At 63.5% G+C, this 25,603-nt stretch carries 18 protein-coding genes; 12 read left to right on the top strand and 6 right to left on the bottom strand.

The features are described from left to right. Positions 1–47: 47 nt before the first annotated feature. Positions 48–341, top strand: a complete 294-nt coding sequence (locus IFT57_RS16210; RefSeq protein ID WP_192152041.1) for a hypothetical protein — start codon at positions 48–50, stop codon at positions 339–341. Between the two features lie 48 nt (positions 342–389). On the opposite strand, the gene IFT57_RS16205 is transcribed toward IFT57_RS16210, so the two are convergent. Continuing rightward, positions 390–5,291, bottom strand: coding sequence for an alpha-2-macroglobulin family protein (locus IFT57_RS16205; protein WP_192152040.1), 4,902 nt, complete (start codon positions 5,289–5,291; stop codon positions 390–392). A gap of 295 nt (positions 5,292–5,586) precedes the next feature. On the opposite strand from IFT57_RS16205, the gene IFT57_RS16200 reads away from it, so the two are divergent. After that, positions 5,587–6,924, top strand: a complete 1,338-nt coding sequence (locus IFT57_RS16200; RefSeq protein ID WP_192152039.1) for an MATE family efflux transporter — start codon at positions 5,587–5,589, stop codon at positions 6,922–6,924. Positions 6,925–7,093: 169 nt separating this feature from the next. Here the strand turns inward: IFT57_RS16200 and IFT57_RS16195 are convergent, their stop codons facing one another. The 5 genes from IFT57_RS16195 to IFT57_RS16175 form a co-directional block, all read right to left on the bottom strand. Next, a complete protein-coding gene (locus tag IFT57_RS16195; RefSeq protein WP_446731203.1) occupies positions 7,094–7,951 on the bottom strand; it encodes an alpha/beta hydrolase in 858 nt (285 codons plus the stop codon). A gap of 3 nt (positions 7,952–7,954) precedes the next feature. After that, entirely contained in the window at positions 7,955–9,868 is a 1,914-nt protein-coding gene (gene speA, locus IFT57_RS16190) for an arginine decarboxylase (protein WP_122480302.1), read from the bottom strand. 132 nt (positions 9,869–10,000) lie between these two features. After that, positions 10,001–10,372: a translation initiation factor Sui1 gene (locus tag IFT57_RS16185; protein WP_122796597.1), complete on the bottom strand. Its 372-nt coding sequence runs from the start codon at positions 10,370–10,372 to the stop codon at positions 10,001–10,003. Positions 10,373–10,830: 458 nt separating this feature from the next. Next, positions 10,831–11,373, bottom strand: a complete 543-nt coding sequence (locus IFT57_RS16180) for an NUDIX hydrolase (RefSeq protein WP_192152038.1) — start codon at positions 11,371–11,373, stop codon at positions 10,831–10,833. 4 nt (positions 11,374–11,377) lie between these two features. Further along, the gene (locus tag IFT57_RS16175) at positions 11,378–12,448 is read right to left on the bottom strand and encodes a DUF2333 family protein (RefSeq protein ID WP_192152037.1); all 1,071 of its coding nucleotides are present in this window, start codon (positions 12,446–12,448) and stop codon (positions 11,378–11,380) included. A 285-nt stretch (positions 12,449–12,733) separates the two neighbouring features. On the opposite strand from IFT57_RS16175, the gene IFT57_RS16170 reads away from it, so the two are divergent. The 10 genes from IFT57_RS16170 (at position 12,734) to purD (ending at position 25,595) form a co-directional block, all read left to right on the top strand. After that, complete coding sequence (locus IFT57_RS16170) at positions 12,734–14,680, top strand: methyl-accepting chemotaxis protein (RefSeq protein WP_192152036.1); 1,947 nt, start codon at positions 12,734–12,736, stop codon at positions 14,678–14,680. Positions 14,681–14,821: 141 nt separating this feature from the next. Beyond that, a complete protein-coding gene (locus tag IFT57_RS16165; protein WP_192152035.1) occupies positions 14,822–16,603 on the top strand; it encodes a protein-disulfide reductase DsbD in 1,782 nt (593 codons plus the stop codon). Between the two features lie 385 nt (positions 16,604–16,988). Further along, positions 16,989–17,441 (top strand): acetyl-CoA carboxylase biotin carboxyl carrier protein, encoded by a 453-nt coding sequence (gene accB, locus IFT57_RS16160; protein ID WP_122796476.1) that lies wholly within the window; start codon positions 16,989–16,991, stop codon positions 17,439–17,441. Between the two features lie 17 nt (positions 17,442–17,458). Then, complete coding sequence (gene accC / locus IFT57_RS16155) at positions 17,459–18,805, top strand: acetyl-CoA carboxylase biotin carboxylase subunit (RefSeq protein ID WP_192048177.1); 1,347 nt, start codon at positions 17,459–17,461, stop codon at positions 18,803–18,805. A gap of 148 nt (positions 18,806–18,953) precedes the next feature. Beyond that, positions 18,954–19,832, top strand: a complete 879-nt coding sequence (gene prmA, locus IFT57_RS16150; protein ID WP_192152034.1) for a 50S ribosomal protein L11 methyltransferase — start codon at positions 18,954–18,956, stop codon at positions 19,830–19,832. A 41-nt stretch (positions 19,833–19,873) separates the two neighbouring features. Next, a complete protein-coding gene (locus IFT57_RS16145; RefSeq protein ID WP_192152033.1) occupies positions 19,874–20,974 on the top strand; it encodes a DUF3426 domain-containing protein in 1,101 nt (366 codons plus the stop codon). 167 nt (positions 20,975–21,141) lie between these two features. Beyond that, entirely contained in the window at positions 21,142–22,155 is a 1,014-nt protein-coding gene (gene dusB / locus IFT57_RS16140) for a tRNA dihydrouridine synthase DusB (RefSeq protein WP_122480311.1), read from the top strand. Continuing rightward, complete coding sequence (fis, locus tag IFT57_RS16135; RefSeq protein ID WP_049861977.1) at positions 22,152–22,472, top strand: DNA-binding transcriptional regulator Fis; 321 nt, start codon at positions 22,152–22,154, stop codon at positions 22,470–22,472. Before dusB ends, fis begins: the two co-directional genes overlap by 4 nt. A gap of 80 nt (positions 22,473–22,552) precedes the next feature. After that, a complete protein-coding gene (gene purH / locus IFT57_RS16130) occupies positions 22,553–24,160 on the top strand; it encodes a bifunctional phosphoribosylaminoimidazolecarboxamide formyltransferase/IMP cyclohydrolase (protein WP_192152032.1) in 1,608 nt (535 codons plus the stop codon). A gap of 148 nt (positions 24,161–24,308) precedes the next feature. Further along, entirely contained in the window at positions 24,309–25,595 is a 1,287-nt protein-coding gene (gene purD, locus IFT57_RS16125; RefSeq protein WP_122796481.1) for a phosphoribosylamine--glycine ligase, read from the top strand. The last annotated feature ends 8 nt before the right edge of the window (positions 25,596–25,603 follow it).

Below are 25,603 nucleotides of genomic sequence, written 5' to 3'. Positions count from 1 at the left end.
AGGGGGCACAATGGCATGAATGCCACTAACCGAATCAGGACGCAACTATGCATGTAGAAGGCTTTTTCGAGTGGCTGGGACAGGCCCTGGGCGCAATCATCCGCTGGGTGGTAGACAGCCTGAGCTGGTTTTTCAGCCTGCTCGGCAACGCAGGAGGCAACTTCGTCGACGGCCTGTCGCGGACCCTGGGTATGGACACCAATGTCGTCACCATCGCCGCGTTGATCGTCGGCTTGCTGTTCCTGTACTCCGCTGTGCGAGCGTTCATGCGTGCATCGATCATCATGGGTGTCATCTGGGCCGTACTGGGCCTGTGGTTGCTGAGCTGGATCATTCAGTGAGCCATGGGTCGAATGGCAAGGGCAACCGTTCGCTGCCCTTGCCCAGCCTCACCTCGGGCGTACCGTCAGGTCCGCTGGCGTAATGCCGACGGCCTGCCAGTTGGGCCGGTACATCGACTCCACCTGCGGTGGCGGTACTTTGTAGATACCCGGCGTTACGGCACGCGCGAGATACAGCAGGTGCGTGCTGCCGTAGCCATCGAGCTTGAGTGCGGCCACGTAGCGGTCATCGCGAAACTCCTGATGCTGCAGGTTGGCGTTTTGCATCGATTCGCGCCACTGCCGGACACTGCTGCTGGCGTTGTCCAGACTGGCGGCACTTAGCGCCAGGTTCTGGTTTTCGATTTCCAGCCCAGCGGGCAGCAGATCCACCACCAGCGCGTCCGGTACACGCTGTTTGGCACCCACCACCAGATGCACCAGCACCAGCTCGCCACTCTTGAGGGTATCGAGCTTGAGCGGCTCGCCGTCCAAACTCAGGTATTGGCGACGGATCGACAGATTTTCTTCGTGCGGCGCCGGCGGCCGTACCGGATAGCCCGACAGCGTCACCTGCTGGTAGAGCGGCTGTTGTGCCTGGCTGGTAACGGTGAGCGACTCGGACAGCGCACCGTCTGCAAGTTTCAGCGCTGGCTGGGCGTCACTCAACAGGTGACTGACGCCGGCACTTTGTACCTGGGCAGTCCAGGGTTGCTCGGGCAAGGCCAGCGCATTGCGACCGGCCAGATACAGGGCATTGCGCTCTTGGGTCGATAGCCAACCGTTGCCGGCCAGCAGATCCGAGAGAGTGAACAGGCGTTCTTCGAGTGTGGATTTGCTCAGATCGTTCTCCTGCAGCAAGGCCAGGATCAGTGCCTGGTCACGCAGCGGGGTGCCATAGTCGCCGAGCCAGTCGCTGTCGTTGCGTCCTGCCGCCAGACCGGCTTGCAGTGCCTGGTCGGCACGGGGCTGATCACCCATTTTCTGCAGCGCGATCGCTAATTGCACCAGTGGCAGGCCCGAGCGCGCATCACTGCGCCGTTCGAACAGGCTGCGCAGCGCGCCCAGCGGTGCCTGTTGGCTGCGCGCCAGCACCAGGCCGGCATAAGCCTGGACCGCAAAGCGGGTGTGGTCGAGATTGTCGCTGTAGTCGGCCTCGATCAGGTCGCGCTCCTGCAGATAGCGCAACAGTCGCTCGCTGGCTTTCTTCAACGGCTCGGGTGGTACGGCGTAGCCCTGATCCCGAGCACGCAGGAGGAAATCGGTCACGTACGCGGTCAGCCAGTACTCTTCCTCGCCATCCGGACCCCACAGGCCGAAGCTGCCGTTGTAACGCTGCATGCCCAGCAGCCGCTCGATACCGATGTCCATCTTGCGCGTGCGCTCGGTGTCGGTGTCGCTTTCCACACCCAGTTTTTTCAGGCTGGCGGCATCGGAATACAGCGACGGGTAGAGGCCACTGACGGTCTGCTCAAGGCAGCCGTAGGGATACGCCTTGAGCGCCTTGATCTGCTCGCCGATGTTCAGCGGCGGCCGGTTCGACAGGCTGAGCAGTGCCTCGCGCCCAGCGGGCTCGAAGGGCGACAGGGTACCGGCGGGAAGCGTCCAGGGCTGATCCTTGAGCACGTTGCGCAGATGCCTGACCAACGCCGGATAGGCGGGGCGCACGCCCAGGGTCCAGTCCCGGCTAATGGCAGGCAAGGTTTCGCCGGGCAGGTTCAGCCCTTCTATTCGTGCCTTGATGTGACCTTGACCCAATCCGCCCGTAGCTTGTACCTGCAGATGCAGGGTCTGACGTTGCCCCTTGGCCAGTTGCAGCGGTTGCCGGGGAGCGTCCAGCAGGGTCAACGGCCCATCTGCGTTCACCTGCACGGTCAGGGTTTGCGCTCGTTCGGTGAGGTTGGTGATGTCGAGCGCAATGCGGGCCTGGTCGCCACCGGCGAGGAAGCGCGGCGCGGACAGTTCTGCAACCAGCGGCGCGGCGACCACCGTACGCGCCTCGGCCATGCCGAAGCGATCATCGGTCCAGGCCTGGGCCATCACGCGCAGCTCGCCGTTGAAGTCAGGAATATCGAGGGTGATTTGCCCTTCGCCCTGCTCGTTCAACGTCACCGGAGCGCTTTGCAACGCAACGATGGTGACGCTGGTCTGCGGGCGCTTGCCGCCCTTGGCCAGATCGGCCGCATCGCCACCGAATGCCAGGCTGGCCAGCCGGCCCTGCCCCGCTTCGATCAACTGCCCATAAATGTCCAGTTGGTCGGCGCCATAGCCCTTGCGGCCGAACAGCGCGGCGAAAGGATCGGGCGTGGCGTACTGGGTGATATTGAGGATACCGACGTCCACCGCTGCCAGCAGTACGTGGGCCTGACGGGGGATGCTGCCATCGCTGTTGCGGGCCGTGACCTTGACCGTGAGCGGCTGCTGCGGGCGCATGCTCGCAGGCGCGTCGAGGGTCAGCGCCAGCTTGCGCGTGGCACGCTCAAGCGGCAGGTGCAGCAGGCCGACCGCACGCTTGGGGGTGACGTTGGCCTTGCGCTCGCCGGGACGGACCACCAGCGCGCTGATGTAGAGGTCATGCCGGGCCCACTTCGGATCGACCTTGATGTCGAAGGTCTTGCCCTCGGCAGGTACGTCGATCTCCTGCCACCACAAGGGGCCCTCGGCGGACTCCACCAGCAGATAGCCATTGCCGGCCGCGGGCGGTGTCACTGTCACCCTGGCCGTATCGCCATCTGCGTAGTGGGGCTTGTCCAGGGCCAGCTTGACCTGATCGGGGCGTACCGCGCCGCCTTCGGTGTTGTCCTGCCAGCTGTAGCCGGCCCAGAAGCGCAGGCTGCTGACCAAGCCGGTTTGCGGATCTTCGACCTCGACGCGGTACGGCCCCCATTCAACGGGGAAGCTGACCTTGGCGGTGCCACCCTCCGCAACTGCAACGGTTTCCTCGCTCAGGTTCAGGAATTTCTCGTTGTAGTTGTAGCTCCAGCCGTCGCTCTCGGAGTAGTTCCAGTAGTAATCGCGGCGTTCGCGCACCAGGCGTACCTTGAGGGCATCGGCAGCGAGCTTGTGACCCTGGGCATCGGCCACGAGCAGCTCGAACTCGGCCGGTCCATCGCCGTCGACGTTCTCGCCTTCGAACGTTCCTCGCACACCGGGCAGCCGATCCGCAGGCCATACCGGTTGCACCAGACGACGAGTGATGGGCCGGCCGCCGGATTCCTGCAGGCTGGCTTGCAGCACCACCTGCAATGGGGACTTGGCTTCGCTCCAGCGGCTGTCGATGGCGAGGGTCGCCCTGCCCTGCGCGTCGAGAGTGGTCTCGTCCAGCTCCAGATCCTGATTGAGTTCGCCTTCGGTCAGCGAGCCGAACTGGAACCCGGGCAGCGTCGACACAGCCTCGCGCAGCGGACGCACGTAGACCTGACCGCTCAAACGATTGCCCGCAGCCGGCGCGCCGTACAGATAGCGGCCGGTCACCTCGACAGCCAGCGCATCGGCGGGCGCGATGGGCGTGTCCGGGCCCTTGAGGTCCAGCGCCATGCGCTCGGGGAGAAAATCTTCCACCTGGAATTCGTGAACCTGAGGCTTGCCGTCGCCCAGATCGAGCAGCAGCTGCCAGCGCCCGGTCGGGGCTTCGCCAGCCAGTGGCAACTGGTACTGATACAGGCCGGAGGCATCCGGCTGCCAGACGAACTTGCGACTGAGCTGATCGTCCGGGCGGCGGACCTCGACGCTGACCGGTTGCGGCTTGACCGGGTGCCCGTCGTTGTCGCGCAACAAGGCATTGAGTAGCACGGTTTCGCCGGGACGGTAGAGGTCTCGCGGACCGAACACGAAAAACTGCAACGGGTGCGCCTTGGGTCCGGCGATGTCGAATTCGGCCAGATCCAGTGCCGCGGTGTTCAAGCGCAGCAGGCTGGTCTGGTCGCCCTGGCGCGCCAGCAATACTTCGGCTTTCACCGGCGAGGCGAGTTGGGCATGGCCGGCGGCGTCGGTCTTGCCTTCGCCGATGGCCCGGCCCTGGGCGTCGAGCAACTGCAGGCTGACGTCGGCCAAGGCCTTGCCGCCCTCCAGGGCCTGTGTGAATACATCCATGCGCTCGGCATAGCGGTGCACGGACAAGCCGATATCGCTGAGGGTGAACAGCGTCGCTGGCTGCGCATAGTCGTAGCTGCCCGAGGCACGCATCACCGCCAGATAGACGCCTGGTTGCTGCAATGGCTTGATGCCGCCGAGAGGCAGCAGCAGGGTCTCGCGGGTATTGCGTGCGGGATCGAGATCGAAGCGGCCGCCGTAGACCAGTTCGGCCATGGGCAACAGCTCGCGGGATTCGTAGCTTTGCAGGCTGCTGTTGCGGCCCCAGCGGCTGAGAAAGGCTGGCAGTTGCTCGGGTCGGACGCGGAAGAATTCGACATCGACCTTGTCGACATTCAGGGCAATGACCGGCAAGCCTTCGGCGAGCCGGGTGGGCAACAGCGAGCCGCGGCTGGCGAAGCCTACGGTAGGCTGCAGGTCTCGGGTTTCGAGGCGAACGGTGTGTGGGGCTGCCAGGGTGTTCTGGTTCACGGAAAGCAGACCGGTATTGACCGTGAGTACCAGTTTGCGCTTGGGTTCCAGATGGCGAAAGCGCAGCTCCATGAGGTTGTCGGACAGTTCCCAGGCGCCGTCCAGCTTGCCACGGGTGCTGTCAACCAGATGAACCTTGTCGGCGAAATTCTGCTTGGGGTCCAGCGGTGCAGTGAAGGTCACGGCGAGGGTACTGGCGCCGTCGAGCTGGACTTCGGAGACGTCGGCAACGGCCAGTTCACGGCCTTTGTAACGTTGCGCCAGGGCCGGCAGATCGACGCTCGCCGCAGGCTTGGGCAGAGCATTCACGGCGGCCGGTGGCGGGGGCTCGACGGGTTTCTCCGATGTCGATGAATCGCACCCGCCGAGCAGGGCCAGGGCGCAGGCCAGAAACAGTCCTTTGTTCAATTCGAGGTACCCAAGGCAGTGAAAAGCAAGGCTGAGAATATATATCAATATTGATGTTTTCGTGGCCGGGGTTACCGGCTGAGACAAGTGTAGGGGGGTATGTCAGGTGGACCGCGCCGATTCCTTCGCGGCCACAGACCGCTCCTACATGGATTGCGATCATCCTGTGGGAGCCGTCATCGGCCGCGAAATGAGCGCTGCGGTGTGTCAGGGGTATCGCAGCGTATTCTTCGCGGCCACGGACCGCTCCTACAGTGGGCTGAGCTACAATCCCGGCCCCGACTTCGGAGCCTACATGTCCATCCTACTGACCGATTGGCGCCATCGCCCTACTCACAAGAGGGTCTGGGCCCTGGCTGCGCCGATGATCCTGTCCAACCTGTCGGTGCCCCTGGTGACGCTGGTGGACAGCGCGGTGATCGGCCATCTGCCCCATGCCCACCAGTTGGGCGCAGTGGCCGTGGGGGGTAGCCTGTTCACCTTCATGGTGTCGCTGATGAGTTTTCTGCGCATGGGCACCACGGGGTTCTCCGCACAGGCTGCCGGACGCCATGATGGTCGTGCACTGCGCCAGATTCTGGTGCAGGGTCTTGCCCTGAGCCTGCTGTTCTCCCTGCTGCTCTCCCTGTTGGCCCTGCCCTTCAGCCATCTGGCCCTGAGCTTCATGGCGCCGTCTGCGGCACTGGAACAAGCCACCCACGATTTCTTCCAGACACGCCTGCTGGGGCTGCCTGCCGCCCTGGCCAGCTACGCCTTGATCGGCTGGTTCCTTGGTACCCAGAATGCCCGCGCGCCGTTGCAACTGCTGCTGACCACCAACCTGGTCAACATCGCCCTTAACCTGTGGTTCGTGCTCGGCCTGGACTGGGGCGTGATCGGCTCGGCGCGCGCCTCGGTGATAGCCGAATGGGTCGGCGCCCTGCTCGGCCTGGCACTTACCCGGCCTTCCCTGCGAGCGTATCCGGGCGCCATGGCGTGGGCGGCGCTGAGGTCATGGCGCAATTGGCGCCCGCTGCTGGGCGTGAACCGCGATATTTTCCTGCGCAGTCTGGCGCTCTCCGGGGTCTTCCTGCTGATCACCATCCAGGGCGCCCGTTTCGGCGACGCCACCGTGGCCGCCAATGCGCTGTTGCTCAATGGCCTGTTGATAACCGCCTATGCGCTGGACGGCCTGGCCCATGCGGTCGAAGCCCTGTGCGGTCACGCCATCGGTGCACGCGATCGGCAGACGCTGCGCCGCTCGATGGTGGTATCCCTGGGATGGTCGCTGATTGCCAGCAGCGGGTTTGCCGTGCTGTTTCTGCTGGGCGGGCATGTATTCATCAACCTGCAGACCGATATTGCCAGTGTCCGCGAGGCGGCCTACCCGTTCCTGCCATACCTGGCGGTGCTGCCGTTGATTGCAGTAGGCAGCTATCTGCTGGACGGCCTGTTCATCGGCGCTACCCGCGCCCGGGAGATGCGCAATGCCATGCTGGTCAGCGTAGCGGTGATGTTGCCAATCGGCTGGTTGAGCACTGGATGGGGAAATCACGGCCTGTGGATAAGCTTCCTGCTGTTCATGGCGCTGCGGGCGGCGACGCTGGGGTGGGTGGCGTGGCGGTTGCAGCGTAGGGATGAGTGGGTGCCTTAGTCCTGCATCGCTCGCGACGGCCCTTTCGCGGGTAGAACCCGCTCCCACAGGATTTGGGTCAGGCCTATGGGGTGCATTGCGTGGGTAGGACCCGCTTCCATAGGAGCTTAGTCAGGCCTATGGAGTGCCTTGCGTGGGTAGAACCTGCTTCTACAGGGTTGGGGCAGGCTTATCGGCTGTGGGTAACGAACCGTTCTACCTCGTCCAGCACGGGTGCCAGCCAGCGCAAGGGCCAGGCGAATGAGGCTACCAGGGTGCGATGGTTCGGTCGGCGGTAATAGCGTTCCTGCACCGGGACGCCGGCGAGGCGCAGTCGGTGTGCGAGGTTTTCGCTGTTGCGTACCGGGTCCACGGTCGAGTCATGGGTCGCGGCGATGAGCAGCGCCGGCGGCGAGCCTGCCAGAGCCTGGTTGATGGGTTGCGATTGGGGCGGTGAATCGGGGAAGAAGAATACCGGCTTGGCTTCGGGATTCTCGATCGGCAAGAAATCATAGGGGCCGGCCAGGCCGATCCAGCCGCGCAGCGCATTGGCGGGGACCCCGGCTTTACGCAGCCACTGCGGATCGAGGGCAAGCATGGCGGCGTTATAGCCGCCGGAGCTGTGGCCCATCACGAACAGACGCTGAACGCTGCCACCGTACTTGCCGATGTTGCGATAGGTCCAGGCAACGGCCTGGGCGCCGTCTTCGAGAAAGCTGGGATAGCGCACCTGTGGATAGAGACGGTAGTCGGCGACCACCACCAGCAACCCACGGGCGGCCAACGCCTGGGCGACGAAACGATAGTCGCCTCGCTCGCCGCTGTTCCAGGTACCCCCATAGAAAAAAACCACCACCGGAGTATCCGGCAGTGGTCGAGTGGAGCGGTACACATCCAGCTTCTGGCGCGGGTCGGCGCCGTAGGCTACGCCCTGCGTGAGCTGGTAGCCGCCGGACGCCGTCACTGCATCCAGAGTGTGCAGCCCGGAACAAGCGCTTAGCAGCCCCAGCAGGGCGGCGAGCGCGAGGAGCCGGGCAACCAGACCCACTCGTTACGACGACAGGTACGAAGAACGCGTCAGGCCCAGGCGCAGGGCGTCCAGGTACTGGGTGCGTTCGCGCGCGGTGATCTTGGCGCTGGCAACCTTGTCGCGGTAATGCGTCATCAACTCCTCCGGAGACAGATGCACGTAGCGCAGCATGTCTTCGATGGTGTCGTGGGTTTCGATACCGGCGCTGTAGACGCTGCCATCCTGGCGCTGATAGATATTCACCGAGTCGGTGTCACCGAACAGGTTGTGCATGTCGCCGAGAATTTCCTGGTACGCGCCGACCAGGAAGATGCCCAGCAGGTAATCCTCGCCCTGGTTGACGGCGTGCACCGGCAGGCTGGTCTCGATGCTTTGTTCATCGACGTACTGCTTGATCTTGCCGTCGGAGTCGCAGGTCAGGTCTTGCAGTACGGCGCGGCGCAGCGGCTCTTCGTCGAGACGGTGCAGCGGCAGGATCGGCAGGACCTGGCCGATGGCCCAGGTATCGGGCAGGCTCTGGAACACCGAGAAGTTGCAGATGTACTTGTCGGCAAGCTTGTCGTTGAGCTCGTCCAGCACCTGGCGATGCGAGCGCTGACGGGCCTTGAGCGAGTTATGCAGGCGGCGGCACACGGCGAAGTAGCACTGTTCGGCCAGGGCCTTCTGCGCCAGGGTGACCTTGCCGTCGGCATACTGCGCCGCGATGTCACTGATGTAGTGGGTGGCACGCCAGTAGTTTTCGGTGACCATCTCGATGTCGGTCGGCCCGAGCAGATCCACCAGCCACTGCAGGGTTTCGGGCAGGCTCTGCTTGTCGACGATCTCCGGCACTTCGTCGTTGTGACGCTCGACGTCGGTGACCTGCACCACCAGCATGGCGTGGTGCGCGGTCAGCGAGCGGCCACTCTCCGAGAAGATGTGCGGATGCGGCATGCCCTGGGCATCGCAGAATTCCTTGAGCATGCCCACTACCACACCGGCATAGTCGTCCATGTCGTAGTTGATCGAGCTGGCATTGCGCGAGTGAGTACCGTCGTAGTCGACACCCAGGCCGCCGCCCACATCGATGTGATCGACCGGCAGGCCCAGCGAACGCAGCTCGCCGTAATAGCGAATGGCCTCCTTGAAACCGTGCTGGTAGTCCGCCAGATTGGCGATCTGCGAGCCCATATGGAAGTGCAGCAAGCGAATGCCCTGGTCCACGCCGGCTTCGCGGAAACGCTCGACGACCGACAACAACTGAGCGGCAGACAAGCCGAACTTAGATTTTTCACCGCCGGTGTCGGCCCACTTGCTCGATGCCAGGGACGACAGGCGCACGCGCAAACCGATCTGCGGCTTGACCTTGAGCTCGGCCGCCTCTTCGATCACCAGTGCCACTTCGGACTCTTTTTCGATGACGATGAAAACGTTGTGGCCCAGCTTCTGGCCAATCAGGGCCAGGCGGATGAATTCGCGGTCCTTGTAGCCGTTGCAGACGATGGTCCCGCCCTTGGGCGCCAGTGCCAGCACGGCCAGCAGCTCAGGCTTGGAGCCGGCTTCCAGGCCGATCGACACACCTTCGGTGGCGATGATGTTTTCCACCACCGCTTCCTGCTGGTTCACCTTGATCGGGTACAGCGCGGTGTAGCGACTCTGGTAGTCCAGGCGAGCGATGTTGGCATCGAAGGCGCCGGTCAGCTGGCGCACGCGGTCTTGCAGGATATCGGGGAAGCGCACCAGCAGCGGCAGCGACAGGCCGCTCTTGCGCAGTTGGTCGACCTGCTCGTAAAGATCGATCGGCGAGCTATCAGGGCCGTTCGGACGAACCTCGACACGGCCCGCCTCGTTGATGGCGAAATAGCCCGCGCCCCAGTGGCGGATGCCATAAACGCTGCGGCTGTCGGCCACTGTCCATTGGCTGCCATCGTCTTTACGTGTGCGTCGTACGGACATCGAGGTCCCCTATGAAAAAAGTCGGTTGTCGCGGGCCGTCGGGCCCTGCGCAGTGTAGAGGGTAAAGATGACGATTGCTGCGCCTGCAGGGGTAGACCCCGGCGAGTACTTCAAGTTTACAAGGTGTGCGGCTCAACCACCGGACTTGCGGGCCTTGAAGCCCTGCTTGACCAGCTCGGCGAGCAGCAGCTCGACATGGTCGCCCTGGATTTCGATGACGCCGTCTTTCAACGCACCGCCTGTGCCGCAACGGCGCTTGAGGGTGGTTGCCAGCTCCTTGAGCGCATCGGCCGGGAGTGGGACACCGGTGATGGTGGTCACGGTCTTGCCGCCGCGCCCCTTGCTTTCGCGCCGCACCCGGGCAATGCCGTCGCCTTCGGGCACGGCCGTTTGCTTGCAGGTGCAGGCGTCGATCGGCTGACGGCAGTCCGGACAATGCCGACCGCTGTCGGTGGAGAACACCAAGCCGCCGAGGGCGGCGAAGGATGCGGCTTTCTTGGCCACCGGCATGCCTCATGTGAAGTGGATCAGGCCGAGCAGTTTAACGGGAAACCGGGTGTGTGCTAAGTGCCTGGCGGGGGCAATTGCCGAGGATCGGATGATTTCATCAAGTGCGATGCTTTACAGGGAATACCGTGGTGCCCGTTTCGCGGCCGATGACCGCTCCTACAGGGGGGTTGAGTGATGCGTGGGAGCGGTCAGTGGCCGCGAAACAGGCGGCGCGGTGGGGCAGCAAGTCCGCAGTGCCCGTTTCGCGGCCGATGACCGCTCCTACAGGGGGTTGAGTGATGCGTGGGAACGAGCGGCGCGGTGGGGCAGCAAGTTCGCGGTGTCTGCTTCGCGGCCGATGACCGCTCCTACAGGGGGTTGAGTGATGCGTGGGAACGGGCTGCGCGGTGGGGCCGCAAGTTCGCAGTGTCTGCTTCGCGGTCGATGGCCGCTCCTGCAAAGCGGCCGCGGGGTCAGGCGTTGTCCCGGCAGGTCAGGAATCGCAGTAATGCAGCCAGGGAATCGGGGCAGTAAGGCTCGGTGGTGCTTTCATCCAGAGCCTGCTGAACCGGGACGAACCGGGCCTCGAGCACTTCCTCCGGTTGCAGTTGCAGATCGCCATCCCAGACGGCCGAGAACACTGCACACCAGACCCGGTTGCCGGGCTGGTCGAAAAGGAAATGCTCGTGAGCGGTCAATTCCACGCCGCTCACGCCCAACTCTTCCTCAAGCTCGCGCGCGGCCGATTCCGCATAGGTCTCGTTGCCCTGCACCATGCCGCCCGCCGCCACGTCCCAGTAGCCAGGGTAGATCGCCTTGCTCAAGGTACGCCGGTGCACGCACAGCTCACCCTGGCTGTTGAACAGGAGAATGTAGGTGCCGCGGCCGATCAGCCCACGCTCGCGCAGTTCTAGCCTGGGCAAGGTCCCCAGCACCTGATCGGACTCGTCGACCCAGGCGATCGACTCGGCATCGGACGCTGCACGATGTTCGACCTCCTGGGTCGAGATCGGCATGTCTTCAGCCCTGCGACAGCAGTTGGCGCAGGTCGATCACTGCGGCGTTGGCCCGAGAGATGTAGTTGGCCATCACCAGCGAGTGGTTCGCCCACATGCCGAAACCGCTGCCATTGAGAATCATCGGGCTCCACACCGGTGCCTGCGACGCTTCCAGCTCGCGGATGATCTGGCGCACGCTGACGGTTGCATTCTTCTTGGCCAATACATCGGCAAAGTCGACTTCGATAGCGCGCAGCAGATGCGACAGCGCCCAGGCCTGACCGCGTGCCTCGTAGAACACGTTGTCGATCTGCATCCACGGTGTCTCGACGATTTCCTCGTCGACCTGAGGCGCCTGGCCAGCAATGACGCTTTCGGTCTTGAGCGTGGTGTTCAACTTGACGCGACCGACACTGGCAGACAAACGCTGCGACAACGAGCCCAGACGCGTACCGACGTCGCCCAGCCAGTTGTTCAGATTGTCGGCACGGGTGTAGAACAGCGCATTGGTCTGGCTTGGGTCGGACAGGCGATTCTGGTAACGAGTGAGCAGGTTGATGCCTTCCTGGAACTCCGACTCGCTGGAAGGCAGCACCCAGCTCTTGTTGTCGAAGTTGAAGCGCGGCTCGGCGCGGGCCAGGTCACTGTCTTCGGCGGACTGCGACTGCGAACGAGCGAAGTCCTTGCGCAGCGCACGACTCAGGTCGCGAACCTGTACCAGCACGCCGTATTCCCAGCTGGGCATGTTGTCCATCCACAGGCCAGGCGGAAAGCGGTCGTTGGAAATGTAGCCACCAGGCTTGTTCAGCAGGGTCGACGCTACTGTCTTGAGGGTCTCCACCGTGGTGTAGCCCACCACCATCTGACGCCCGTCGCGCTGGGCAGCCGACTGTGCGTTCTGCTGCACCGGGAACAGCTCGGGCTCTTCGCTCCAGTACCAGCCCAGCAACAGGGTCACCACCAGATAGACAGCCAGCGCACCCAGCACGGCCTTGCTCAGCAGCAGGCTCTTGACATGGCTGCGTGGGCCGCCACTGCTGTCGGCACGCTCGCGCGCTCCGCCGTTGCCCGCACGATTCTTCCAGTCCAGCATGGCTTATGTCCTTTCTATCGCGGAATTCATGGGTTCTGACCTCGCCACCCGGCTAACGTGCCTCCCATGGGCAAAGTTTTCCGGGCAAGGCAGTATCGCCACTATAAAGGATGCATCGGCATGTCGCAGTCGCGGTAAAGACATCCGGATGTGTCTGAGCGTCGAATTCAATGGCCAACCGAAAATACAGGCCATGTGCCATCTTTTTCACGTTGAAGTCACGCGCCTGTAACAGATCGCCCCTACCTTCACGCACTGACCATTTCGCTGTTGGTAGTGCCCCCCATGCGCCTGAAACTGCTCACCAATCTGAACACCCTGCTGCTGGTCGCCGTGTGCACCGCCCTGGCGGCAACGCTGTGGTGGTCGCAACGGGCGCTGGAAAAGCCCTATCTGTTGATGGAGCGCTACCTGCAACTGTCCCGGCAGTTTCAGGACGACGTCGTGCGCAACGTCCAGGATTACCTGAACAGCGGCGATGCGCTGCGCCATGCCGAAGCGACCCAGGGCCTGATGCGGCTGCGTGAAGGGATCGCCACCCTGCCCAGTGAACTGAGCGGCGCATTGCGCAGCGACGTCGATGCGCTGGGCACATTCACTGCCGAGCAGTTGCTGGCTGCCGGCAAGCTGGCGGGCGATCCACAGGCGCTGCTGGTGCAGGCAGAACGTGAACTGGGTGGTACGTTGGAACAACTGGCTCGGTATGCCGCGAGCAACGGGCCCTATCAGGCCGCACTGCTGCCCGCCAGCCAGCACCTGGCAAAACTGTCCCTGGCACGCGAGAAAATGATCAGCAGCGGACGCAGCGAACTGGCCGCAGACGTCGAGCGCGAACTTGCCGGCATCAGGGCCCAGGCCGATACGCTGCAAAGCCTGCCGCTGCTGGGGGTGGCCAGCTCCACCGCGTCGGGGGCCGATGACTTTGCGGCGCTGATGGGTTTGCAGAACGAAAACACCGGCGAGGCTCAGGATGATGGCGTGGACTTCAAGCGCGAGCTGGCCAGCTTGCTGACGCGCTATCCGGCCGAACTGGGCCGTACCCGTGAGCTGATCCAGCGGCGTACCGAACTGGCCGATTCCGCCCAGCAACGCATCGGCGCAGTCCAGCATGGCCTGGGCGAGCTGGAGCCGGCCGTGCGTGGGGAGCACGCCAGAATCCAGGGCGAAGTGCGTCTGCTGCAGGGGGCCATGATCGGCCTGATCCTGTTGATCGCGTTGCTCATCGACCGCATGCAGCGCCGCCTGGCCGGTGCGCTGACACGCCTGGATCCGGCCTTGTCGACCTGGGCCGAGGGGGATTTCGCCAAGCCGATCGCCCTGGGCCGTACCAACCATGAATTGCAGGCCATCGAAGCGTCTCTGAATCGCTTGCGCCGGTATCTGGTCGGGTTGGTCGGCACCATTCGCCAGAACGCCGAGCAAGTGGCAGGCAGCAGTCACCAACTGGCCGAACTCAGCGGTGGCCTGCACCAGGGGGCGCTGCGTCAGGCAGGCGATACCGCACAGATTCGCGATGCGCTGGGCGAGCTGGAGGCAACCATCGGCCAGGTAGCGGACGATGCCAGCCAGGCAGCTGCGGCCAGCCGATCAGCGGGCGAAGCGGTGGAGCATGGCCAGCATGTCATCGGGCAAAGCCTCAAAGGGCTGCATGCGCTGGTGGGTGAAGTGCAGGGCAACGCGCAGATGATCGAGCAGCTTGCCGAGGAGTCGGCCACCATCGGTGGGGTGCTGACCGTCATCCGCTCGATCGCCGACCAGACCAACCTGCTGGCACTCAATGCCGCAATCGAGGCGGCGCGTGCCGGAGAAATGGGCCGCGGCTTCGCGGTGGTTGCCGAAGAGGTCCGTTCGCTGGCGTCGCGCACGACCGGGGCGACCCATCAGATCCAGAGCTTGATCGGCAACCTGCAGACGGCGGCGCGCGAGTCCGTGCACGGCATGCGCGCCCAAGTCGTTCATGCCCAGGCGACGGCCAGCCAGGCCCAGGCAGCGGACGGTGCGCTGGCGCAGATCGTCGCGGCCATCCAGACCATCTCTGCCACCGCCGTGCGCATCGCTGATTCAACCGCGCAGCAGAGCGGTGCCGTGGGCGAGATTCGCGAGCACGGCGAGCGCATTCATGGCTTGGGTGAAGACAACCTGCTGCGCATCGGGCAGGGGCGCGCGCAGGGCGAGCATCTGCTGCGCCTGGGTGGCGAGTTGCGCACGGCGGTGGAGGCGTTCAGGGTGTAGAGCTTGTAGCGAACTGGGCGACCCTGTCCGGGCGACCCTGTCCAGGTGACCCATCCTGTTACATGAAATCGGGCCCTGGCAATTCGGCAGTACCGCATCGCTCCAGTATGATGCGCGCTCAATTGCTGTTCGAGAACTGTCATGCGCCGCCTGCTTTGCCTCCTGTTGTTGGTTTTCGCACTGCCCGTTGCGGCTTCGGGCCTGCTCGACGCGAGGCCCAGCGCCACCCTGGGCGGTGCTTCGCTCAATAACAGCGCCGACTTCCTGCCGGTCGGCCAGGCGTTCCAACTCGAACAGGTAGAGGCTTCTGCACAGGACATCACCCTGCGCTTCGTGATTGCCGAAGGCTACTATCTCTACCGTCATCGCTTCGAATTCAAGACCGAGCCTGCCGACATCGCGCTGGGGGCCGCGCAACTGCCGGCCGGCGAGCAGAAACACGACGAGTATTTCGGCGATGTCGAGGTCTACCACGGCATTCTCGACGTGAAGATCCCTCGCCCCGCCGGTGACCAGCGTGCCTTCACCCTGGCTGTAGGCTTCCAGGGCTGCGCCGACAAAGGCCTGTGCTATCCGCCGGAAACCCAACGCCTTTCCGTGCCTGGCATTGGCCAGGCTGCTCCAGTGGCGAGCGATGCGGCATCCCCAGGGGGATGGCAATGGCATGAACTGGCGTTGTTCTTTCTGGCCGGTATCGGCCTGACCTTCACGCCCTGCGTGCTGCCGATGCTGCCGATCCTGTCCGGCGTGGTGCTGCGCGGGCAGGTGGGCGGGCTGCGCGGCTTCAGCCTGTCGCTGGCCTATGTGCTGCCGATGGCCGTTTGTTTTGCCCTGCTAGGTGCGCTGATGGGCAAGTTCGGCGCCGAACTCAACCTGCAGGCACGACTGCAGTCGGTGTGGGTGCTGGTGCCGTTCGCCCTGTTCTTCGTGGTATTCGCGCTGGCCATGTTCGGCCTGTTCGAGCTCAAGCTGCCGGCTGCCGTGAGCCAGCGCCTCGATCGTGTGGCAGGCAATGCCAAGGGCGGCTCGCTGTGGGGAGCCGCCGTGCTCGGGGTGGTGTCGAGCCTGCTGGTGTCGCCGTGCGTGTCGGCGCCGCTGGCCGGCGCGCTGCTTTATATCAGCGCCAGCGGTGATGCCCTGGGGGGCGGACTGAAACTGTTTGCACTGGGTCTGGGCATGGGCGCGCCGTTGCTGCTGGTGGCCACCGGTGGCGCGGCCTGGCTGCCCAAAAGCGGCCCTTGGCTGGTCACCGTGAAAAATGCCATTGGGGTCTTGCTGCTGGGCCTGGCCATCGCCCTGCTCGCTCGCGTGCTGCCAGGCAGCGTGACCCTGCTGCTGATCGGCCTGCTGGCAGCCGGCGTCGGGGTGTTCATGGGGGCTCTGGAGTGGGTCGCCAAACCTGCGCGCCAGCGCCTGCAACAGGTGCTCGGGTTGGCCCTGGTGTTTTATGCCCTGGCGTGCTGGCACGGCGCTTTGAGCGGCCAATCCGATCCGTTCCAGCCGCTGGCGCGCCAGGCCACGACCGGTGCGCCAGCGGCTGCCGCGACGGCCGCGCAGGACGCCTGGCAGACGGTCACCACCACCGACGGCTTCGAACAGGCCCTGCGCCAGGCGACTGCCGCCGGACAACCGCTGGTACTGGACTGGTATGCCGACTGGTGCATCAGCTGCAAGGTCATCGAACATGAAGTACTGACCGATGCGCAGGTGATCGCCGGGTTGCAGGGCTACCGCAAGGTTCGCCTGGACATGACCCAGAGCAACGCGGAACAACGTGCCCTGCTCGATCGCTTCAAGCTGTTCGGCCCACCCGCATTGCTGTTCTTCGACGGCAACGGCAACGAACAGGCAGCCTCGCGTGTGGTGGGCGAAGTCGACGCGGCAACGTTCCTCGGGAAAATACCTTCTTCAGGCAATCGGTGACATCGGCAGTGACCGAAACCGACAAGCGAGTCACAAATTTCGCGCAAACATCGGACAACGTGCGGGCTATTGCGCTTAACTGGACACACGCCTGATGTTTCCGGCATAGTTCGCCCGCTTTGCCCGTGAAGCCGATGGCGAGACACCGCTTGAAATGGACATGACTCGACAGCTTTTCATGACCGATGTCACCCCTGACGTGACGCGCTGCTGTCGATGAGCATCCCACTGTTCGACGTGCATGTTTTTCACCGACACGTTCGAGAATTTTCGCCGTCACTCGGCCCTTTTCAACGGCACATGAGTGTTTGCAGCCTTCTTCGAAAGGCGCATGGCAAGAACACCTACTGAACGCCCCTGACCGACCCTTGGGAGTTGATGATTGATGGATATTCGTAAAGTCAAGAAACTGATCGAGCTGCTGGAAGAGTCCGGCATCGACGAGCTGGAAATCAAGGAAGGCGAAGAATCCGTACGGATCAGCCGTCACAGCAAGACTCCGGCCCAGCAGTACTACGCACCGGCGCCGATGGCCGCGCCTGCCGCAGCGCCCGTCGCCGCTGCACCTGTCGCCCCGGCGGAGCCTGTGGCTGCCAAGCTCAATGGCACCGTGGCCCGCTCGCCGATGGTCGGCACCTTCTACCGCAAGGCGTCGCCAGCATCGCCGGCCTTTGCCGAAGTCGGTCAGACCGTCAAGAAAGGCGATACCCTGTGCATCGTCGAAGCAATGAAAATGATGAATCACATCGAAGCTGAAACCAGCGGTGTGATCGAATCGATCCTGGTAGAAGACGGTCAGCCGGTTGAGTACGACCAGCCGCTGTTCACCATCGTTTGACCAGCGGAGAGCCTGCGATGTTGGAAAAAGTTCTGATCGCCAACCGCGGCGAAATCGCCTTGCGGATCCTGCGTGCCTGCAAAGAGCTGGGCATCAAGACCGTTGCCGTCTACTCCAAGGCCGACAAGGAGCTCATGCACCTTGGCCTGGCTGACGAGTCGGTCTGCATCGGTCCGGGGCCCGCCAACCTGTCCTATCTGCATATCCCGGCAATCATTGCCGCAGCCGAAGTGACTGGCGCCACGGCCATTCACCCAGGCTATGGCTTTCTCGCCGAGAACGCGGACTTTGCCGAGCAGGTCGAGAAATCCGGTTTTGCCTTCATTGGCCCGACTGCAGAAACCATTCGCCTGATGGGCGACAAGGTGTCGGCCAAGCACGCGATGATCGCAACGGGCGTACCGACGGTGCCCGGCTCCGATGGTCCGCTGCCGGAAGACGAGGAAGAGGCCCTGCGCATCGGCCGTGAAGTCGGCTATCCAGTGATCATCAAGGCCGCTGGCGGCGGCGGTGGTCGCGGCATGCGCGTGGTACACAAGGAAGAAGACCTGATCGCCTCGGCCAAGCTGACCCGCACCGAAGCCGGTGCAGCGTTCGGCAACCCGATGGTGTATCTGGAAAAATTCCTGACCAACCCACGTCACGTGGAAGTTCAGGTGTTGTCCGACGGTCAGGGCCAGGCAATTCACCTGGGCGACCGTGACTGCTCGCTGCAGCGCCGGCACCAGAAGGTGCTGGAAGAAGCGCCGGCACCGGGCATCGACGAAGCCGCGCGCGAGGAAGTCCTGGCGCGTTGCGTGAAAGCCTGTATCGAGATCGGCTACCGCGGCGCCGGTACGTTCGAGTTTCTCTACGAGAATGGCCGGTTCTACTTCATCGAGATGAACACTCGCGTGCAGGTAGAGCATCCGGTATCGGAGATGGTCACGGGTATCGACATCGTCAAGGAGATGCTCAGCATCGCCGCCGGCAACAAGCTCTCGTTCACTCAGGACGACGTGGTCATTCGCGGTCACTCGCTCGAGTGCCGGATCAACGCCGAAGACCCGAAGAGCTTCATTCCGAGCCCCGGCACCGTAAAGCATTTCCACGCACCGGGCGGCAACGGCGTTCGCGTCGATTCGCACCTGTACAGTGGCTATGCGGTACCGCCGAACTACGACTCGCTGATCGGCAAACTGATCACCTGGGGCAAGGATCGCGACGAGGCCATGGCCCGTATGCGCAACGCCCTGGACGAGATCATCGTGGACGGCATCAAGACCAACATCGCCTTGCACCGCGATCTGGTCCGTGATGAGGGTTTCTGCAAAGGCGGCGTCAACATCCACTACCTGGAACACAAACTGGCCAGCGAGAAGTGATTCGGTTGTGGACATAAAGGTATGGATGTAAAAAAGACCCGGCTCTCGAGCCGGGTTTTTTTTGGTCCTCGCGCGTCTCCTCGCGTAAACTGGCGCGCTTGTCGCAGCGACCGTGCTGCGCCCCCCGTTTAGATCGAAGGTGCCTGCCATGCCTTGGCTGCAAGTCCGTCTGGCCATCAGCCCAGAACAAGCCGAAACCTATGAAGATGCCCTGCTGGAAGTCGGTGCCGTGTCCGTGACGTTCATGGATGCCGAAGACCAGCCGATCTTCGAGCCCGAGCTCAACACCACGCCGCTCTGGTCGCATACCCACTTGCTGGCGCTGTTCGAAGCCGACACCGACGCCGGCGCTGTGTTCGCCCACTTGCAGTTGTTGACCGACGCCACCCTGCCCGAGCATCACGCGGAAGTGATCGAGGACCAGGACTGGGAGCGCAGCTGGATGGACAATTTCCAGCCCATGCGCTTCGGCCGCCGCTTGTGGATCGTGCCCAGCTGGCACGAAGCTCCCGAGCCTGAAGCGGTCAATCTGCTGCTGGACCCAGGACTGGCGTTCGGCACCGGGACCCATCCGACCACGGCACTGTGCTTGGAATGGCTGGACGGGCAGCAACTGCAGGACACGCAGGTACTGGATTTCGGCTGCGGCTCGGGCATTCTGGCCATCGCTGCGTTGCTGCTGGGCGCACGTCAGGCGGTCGGCACCGACATCGATGTGCAGGCGCTGGAGGCTTCACGCGACAACGCCCGGCGCAACGGCATTGCCGATGAGCGCTTCCCGGTGTACCTGCCTGCCGACCTTCCCGTTCAGCAGGCCGATGTGCTGGTCGCCAACATTCTTGCAGGTCCGCTGGTCAGCCTCGCACCCCAGCTCAGCGGATTGGTCCGGCCTGGCGGACTGCTGGCGCTGTCGGGCATCCTGGCCGAACAGGGCGAAGAAGTCGCGGCAGCCTACGCGCGGGACTTCGAGCTGGATCCGATTGCCAACCGTGACGGCTGGGTACGCATCAGCGGCCGTCGCCGCTGAGCCCCATCCAGAATGTCCCCCGGCCCTACCAGGACCTGCGCATGAGCGAGAGTTTCGTCACCCAGTGCCCGCATTGCCAAAGCAGCTTCCGCGTCAGCCACAACCAGTTGAGTGTGGCGCGCGGCGTGGTTCGCTGCGGCTCCTGCCTGCAGGTCTTCAATGCGGCCCGGCAGTTGCTCGAACAGAGCGCAACCCTGACCCCGGCCAATTTGCCCAGACCGCCGGAGTTGGCCCCGCGGCAGTGGACCAACGGTGACATCGACCTGGATCGACTCGAACTGGGTGACGCGCCCAGAATGGACAGCCTGAGCGCGCGCCGGGACGACGCCGATGCCGATACGGCGGCCTTGCCACCGATCATCGAACGGCTGCCGACACTGGATGAAGACCAGACCCCAGCACCTGCCAGGCGGACCGAGCCTTCGTTTTCCCACCCCGAGCCCCTCGACGAAACCCATGTCGATGACGAGCCTTCGGTGGATGGCCACGGTCGCTTGTCGGCGCTCGACGAGCATGACCGCGACGAGCCGCCCGCTGCCGCATCCAACACCACTCGCAAGGTGCAGGCAAGTCGCAACGAACCCGCCTTGCGCGACAAAGACGATCTGGCCGACCTGCTCGACGAGCCGATGCAGCTGGCATGGGAGAAGCCCCGCTCGCATTGGGGCAAGCGCCTGTTGTGGCTGGCCCTGGCGATCGTTGCCGCACTGGGTCTGGGCGTGCAGTACGTGGTCTACCATTTCGCCGAACTGGCCCGTCAGGACCAGTACCGCCCGCTGTTCCAGCAACTGTGCCCCGTTATAGGCTGCAGTGTGCCGGCCAAGGTCGATATTGCCCTGGTAAAAAGCAGCAATCTGGTGGTGCGCAGCCATCCCGGGTTCGCCGGGGCGCTGGTGGTGGATGCGATCATCTACAACCGCGCTGCGTTCGCGCAGCCTTTCCCGCTGCTGGAGCTGCGCTTCGCCGATCTCAATGGGCAGTTGATCGCCAGCCGTCGCTTCAAGCCCAGCGAATACCTCGACGGCGAGTTGGCCGGCAAGGCCGAGATGCCCCCGCAAACGCCCATCCACATTGCCCTGGACATCCTCGACCCAGGCCCTGCGGCGGTCAATTACAGCCTCAGTTTCCGCTCGCCCGAATAGCCGGATGCGCCAGGGTACGGATGCCCTGCGCCCGTTCAAAGCTGTCCGTGCGGGCAGATAACTGTTCAGATTTTATCCAAATCTATCTTTAACCCGTCATCGAGAGCGGGTATTATGCCAACCCTTTTTCGAACTCTCATGATCCGGCCCCACAACAGGGAAGTCCTATGTCGGCGGTACGCATCGGCCCATACACCTTGAACAACTCGCTGATCCTGGCCCCCATGGCCGGGGTCACCGATCAGCCCTTTCGTCAGTTGTGCAAGCGCCTGGGCGCAGGCCTGGTGGTGTCGGAAATGGTCACCAGCGACATGAGCCTGTGGAACAGCCGCAAGTCGCGGCTGCGCATGGTCCACGAAGGCGATCCCGAGCCGCGCTCGGTGCAGATCGCCGGAGGGGATGCGCAGATGCTGGCGCAGGCGGCACGTGCGAACGTGGAGGCCGGGGCGCAGATCATTGATATCAACATGGGCTGCCCGGCGAAGAAGGTGTGCAACAAGGCAGCGGGGTCTGCCTTGCTCAAGGATGAGGCGCTGGTGGCGCAGATTCTGGAAGCCGTGGTGGCCGCCGTGGATGTGCCGGTAACCTTGAAGATTCGCACGGGCTGGGACCGCTCCAACCGCAATGGCATCGCTGTTGCAAAGATTGCCGAGCAGTCGGGCATTGCCGCGTTGGCGGTGCACGGTCGCACACGCGCCGACCTTTACACCGGCGAAGCCGAATACGACACCATCGCTGCGATCAAGCAGGCGGTGTCCATCCCGGTCTTCGCCAACGGCGACATCGATTCACCGCACAAAGCCCGGCAGGTACTGCAGGCGACCGGTGCCGACGGCCTGTTGATAGGACGCGCGGCGCAGGGTCGGCCCTGGATCTTTCGGGAGATCGAGCATTACCTGCGCACCGGCGAGCTGCTGCCGGCACCGCAGTTGAATGAAGTGGAAAGCATACTGCTGGAACATCTGCAGGCCCTGCACGCCTTCTACGGTGATGTGATGGGCGTGCGCATCGCCCGCAAGCATGTTGGCTGGTACCTGTGTACACAGCCTGGCGGACGTGAATTTCGCAGCCATTTCAATGGGCTGCAAGAGACGCAAGAGCAATGCGCCAACGTTCGCGAGTTTTTCGGCGAGCGCTATAGAAGCCTTGGTGAAAGGGACGCGAAAGAGGTGGCCGCATGACGATGATGAGCGAGACTTTAGTGAGTGGAACAACGCCTGTGAGCGACAACGTAAACCTCAAGCAGCATCTGAACACGCCGAGCGAAGAGGGCCAGACCCTGCGCGGCAGTGTCGAGAAGGCGTTGCACAACTACTTTGCCCACCTCGAAGGCGCCTCCGTCACGGACGTGTACAACCTGGTGCTGTCCGAAGTCGAAGCTCCCCTGCTTGAAAGCGTCATGAACCACGTCAAGGGCAACCAGACCAAGGCCAGCGAGATGCTGGGCCTGAATCGAGGCACCCTGCGCAAGAAACTCAAGCAGTACGACCTGCTGTAACCGAAGCATTCAAACCAGAAAAGGCGACCCAGCGGTTCGCCTTTTTTGTTGACTTCTACGCTTTGAAGATGGAAATCGTGATGACCGACCAGACCACCCGCCTGCCGATCCGCCGCGCCTTGATCAGCGTTTCCGACAAGACCGGAATCGTTGAATTCGCCCGCGAACTGGAAGCCCTTGGCGTCGAGATCCTGTCCACCGGCGGTACCTTCAAGCTGCTGCGCGACAACGCCGTGGCTGCTGTGGAAGTGGCCGACTACACCGGCTTCGCCGAGATGATGGACGGCCGCGTGAAAACCCTGCATCCGAAGATCCATGGCGGCATCCTCGGCCGTCGCGGTACCGACGACGCGATCATGGCCGAGCACGGCATCCAGCCGATCGACCTGGTGGCGGTCAACCTCTACCCCTTCCAGGCGACGATTTCCAAGCCTGGCTGCGACCTGGCCACGGCCATCGAGAACATCGACATCGGCGGGCCGACCATGGTCCGTTCGGCGGCGAAGAACCACAAGGACGTGGCCATCGTGGTCAACGCCGGTGACTATGCCCAGGTGCTGGCCGGGCTCAAGGCCGGCGGCCTGACCTACGCGCAGCGCTTCGACCTGATGCTCAAGGCGTTCGAACATACCGCCGCGTACGACGGCATGATCGCCAACTACATGGGCACCATCGACCAGACCGGCGAGCGCCTGGGCACCGAAGGCCGCGGCGAGTTTCCACGGACCTTCAACAGCCAGTTCGTCAAGACGCAGGAAATGCGCTACGGCGAGAACCCGCACCAGAAGGCGGCATTCTATGTCGAGGCGCAGCCGGCCGAAGTGGGCATTGCCACGGCGACCCAGCTGCAGGGCAAGGAGTTGTCCTACAACAATGTGGCCGATACCGATGCTGCTTTGGAGTGCGTGAAGAGCTTCGTCAAGCCGGCCTGCGTCATCGTCAAGCATGCCAACCCCTGCGGCGTGGCCGTGTGCCCGGACGCCGAGGGCGGCATCCGTCAGGCGTACGAACTGGCCTACGCCACCGATACCGAATCGGCGTTCGGCGGCATCATTGCCTTCAACCGCGAGCTGGATGCGGCCACTGCCAAAGCCATCGTCGAGCGCCAGTTCGTCGAAGTGATCATTGCCCCGAGCGTCAGCGAGGAAGCCCGTGCCATCGTGGCGGCCAAGGCCAATGTGCGTCTGCTGGCCTGCGGGCAGTGGTCGGCCGAGCGTGCCGAGGCATGGGACTACAAGCGGGTCAACGGTGGGCTGCTGGTGCAGAGCCGCGACATCGGCATGATCGGTGCCGATGACCTCAAGGTCGTGACGCGCCGGGCACCCAGCGAACAGGAAATCCATGACCTGATCTTCGCCTGGAAAGTCGCCAAGTACGTGAAGTCCAACGCCATCGTGTACGCCAGGAACCGCCAGACCATCGGCGTCGGTGCCGGGCAGATGAGCCGGGTGAATTCGGCGCGCATCGCGGCGATCAAGGCTGAACATGCCGGCTTGCAGGTGCAGGGCTCGGTCATGGCGTCGGATGCGTTCTTCCCGTTCCGCGACGGCCTGGACAATGCCGCCAAGGTGGGCATCACCGCAGTGATCCAACCAGGCGGCTCGATGCGCGATGCCGAGGTGATTGCGGCCGCTGACGAAGCTGGCATCGCCATGGTGTTTACCGGCATGCGCCATTTCCGCCACTGATCTGGCGACGGCCGCATTGAAGCTGCGGCCTCCTACAGTGACGTTTCACGGGTACGCCGCCCCTGTAGCAGCGACGCAAGCCGCGTCAGGTCGTTACGCGGTATACCGCGAACACCCTCAGAATTCCGCTTTACCGAGGTTTTGAACCATGAACGTATTGATCATTGGCAGCGGCGGGCGCGAGCATGCGCTGGCCTGGAAAGTCGCCCAAGACCCACGGGTCCAGAAAGTTTTCGTGGCACCGGGCAATGCCGGTACCGCCACCGAGGCCAAGTGCGAGAACGTCGCTATCGACGTGCTGGCACTGGAGCAGTTGGCGGACTTCGCCGAACAGAACGTTTCGCTGACCATCGTCGGCCCCGAAGTGCCGCTGGTGGCTGGCGTGGTCGACCTGTTCCGCTCGCGCAACCTGGACTGTTTCGGCCCGACCGCAGGCGCGGCCCAGCTCGAAGGTTCGAAAGCCTTCACCAAGGATTTCCTCGCGCGGCACAAGATTCCTACCGCCGATTACCAGAATTTCACCGAGATCGAGCCCGCACTGGCCTATCTGCGTGAAAAAGGTGCGCCGATCGTGATCAAGGCCGACGGCCTGGCTGCGGGCAAGGGCGTGATCGTTGCCATGACCCTGCAGGAAGCCGAAGACGCCGTACGCGACATGCTTGCCGGCAACGCCTTCGGTGACGCGGGCTCGCGGGTGGTCATCGAAGAATTCCTCGACGGCGAGGAAGCCAGCTTCATCGTCATGGTCGATGGCAAGAACGTGCTGCCCATGGCCACCAGCCAGGACCACAAGCGCGTGGGCGACGGCGACAGCGGTCCGAACACCGGCGGCATGGGTGCGTACTCCCCTGCCCCGGTGGTGACCGCCGAGGTTCACCAGCGGGTCATGGATCAGGTCATCTGGCCGACCGTGCGCGGCATGGCGGAAGAAGGCAATGTCTACACCGGTTTTCTTTATGCCGGGCTGATGATCGACAAAGCCGGCAATCCCAAGGTCATCGAGTTCAACTGCCGTTTCGGCGACCCCGAAACCCAACCGGTCATGCTGCGCCTGCAGTCGAGCCTGATCCTGCTGATCGAAGCGGCTTTCGCCCAGGCGCTGGACAAGGTCGAGGCTCAGTGGGACCCACGACCGAGTGTCGGCATCGTGCTGGCGGCGGGTGGCTATCCGGGCGACTATGCCAAGGGTGATGCGATCGGCGGCCTGGACGCGGCGGCTGCCGAGACCGGCAAGGTATTTCATGCCGGGACCGCGCTCAAGGATGGCCAGGTCGTCACCGCCGGTGGTCGCGTGCTGTGTGCCACGGCACTGGGCGACAGCGTCGGCGCCGCGCAGCGCCAGGCCTATGCGTTGGCCGCGAAGATCGATTGGCAGGGTTGTTTCTATCGCCATGACATCGGCTACCGGGCCATTGCCCGCGAAAGCGGCAAATAAGCGTGGTG

Origin of the sequence: Pseudomonas sp. CFBP 13719 (assembly GCF_014842095.1) — a bacterium.
In the GTDB taxonomy this organism is placed as follows: Bacteria; Pseudomonadota; Gammaproteobacteria; order Pseudomonadales; family Pseudomonadaceae; genus Aquipseudomonas.
Note: the sequence above shows the minus strand (reverse complement) of the source record. Positions and strands in the feature narration are given on the sequence as shown.

What these genes read in the sequence shown, in the direction of transcription:
- IFT57_RS16210 (WP_192152041.1), top strand. Translation starts at nt 48, where the DNA reads ATGCATGTAGAAGGCTTTTTCGAGTGGCTGGGACAGGCCCTGGGCGCA.
- IFT57_RS16200 (WP_192152039.1), top strand. Translation starts at nt 5,587, where the DNA reads ATGTCCATCCTACTGACCGATTGGCGCCATCGCCCTACTCACAAGAGG.
- speA (WP_122480302.1), bottom strand. Translation starts at nt 9,868, where the DNA reads ATGTCCGTACGACGCACACGTAAAGACGATGGCAGCCAATGGACAGTG.
- IFT57_RS16180 (WP_192152038.1), bottom strand. Translation starts at nt 11,373, where the DNA reads ATGCCGATCTCGACCCAGGAGGTCGAACATCGTGCAGCGTCCGATGCC.
- IFT57_RS16175 (WP_192152037.1), bottom strand. Translation starts at nt 12,448, where the DNA reads ATGCTGGACTGGAAGAATCGTGCGGGCAACGGCGGAGCGCGCGAGCGT.
- IFT57_RS16170 (WP_192152036.1), top strand. Translation starts at nt 12,734, where the DNA reads ATGCGCCTGAAACTGCTCACCAATCTGAACACCCTGCTGCTGGTCGCC.
- IFT57_RS16165 (WP_192152035.1), top strand. Translation starts at nt 14,822, where the DNA reads ATGCGCCGCCTGCTTTGCCTCCTGTTGTTGGTTTTCGCACTGCCCGTT.
- accB (WP_122796476.1), top strand. Translation starts at nt 16,989, where the DNA reads ATGGATATTCGTAAAGTCAAGAAACTGATCGAGCTGCTGGAAGAGTCC.
- accC (WP_192048177.1), top strand. Translation starts at nt 17,459, where the DNA reads ATGTTGGAAAAAGTTCTGATCGCCAACCGCGGCGAAATCGCCTTGCGG.
- prmA (WP_192152034.1), top strand. Translation starts at nt 18,954, where the DNA reads ATGCCTTGGCTGCAAGTCCGTCTGGCCATCAGCCCAGAACAAGCCGAA.
- IFT57_RS16145 (WP_192152033.1), top strand. Translation starts at nt 19,874, where the DNA reads ATGAGCGAGAGTTTCGTCACCCAGTGCCCGCATTGCCAAAGCAGCTTC.
- dusB (WP_122480311.1), top strand. Translation starts at nt 21,142, where the DNA reads ATGTCGGCGGTACGCATCGGCCCATACACCTTGAACAACTCGCTGATC.
- fis (WP_049861977.1), top strand. Translation starts at nt 22,152, where the DNA reads ATGACGATGATGAGCGAGACTTTAGTGAGTGGAACAACGCCTGTGAGC.
- purH (WP_192152032.1), top strand. Translation starts at nt 22,553, where the DNA reads ATGACCGACCAGACCACCCGCCTGCCGATCCGCCGCGCCTTGATCAGC.
- purD (WP_122796481.1), top strand. Translation starts at nt 24,309, where the DNA reads ATGAACGTATTGATCATTGGCAGCGGCGGGCGCGAGCATGCGCTGGCC.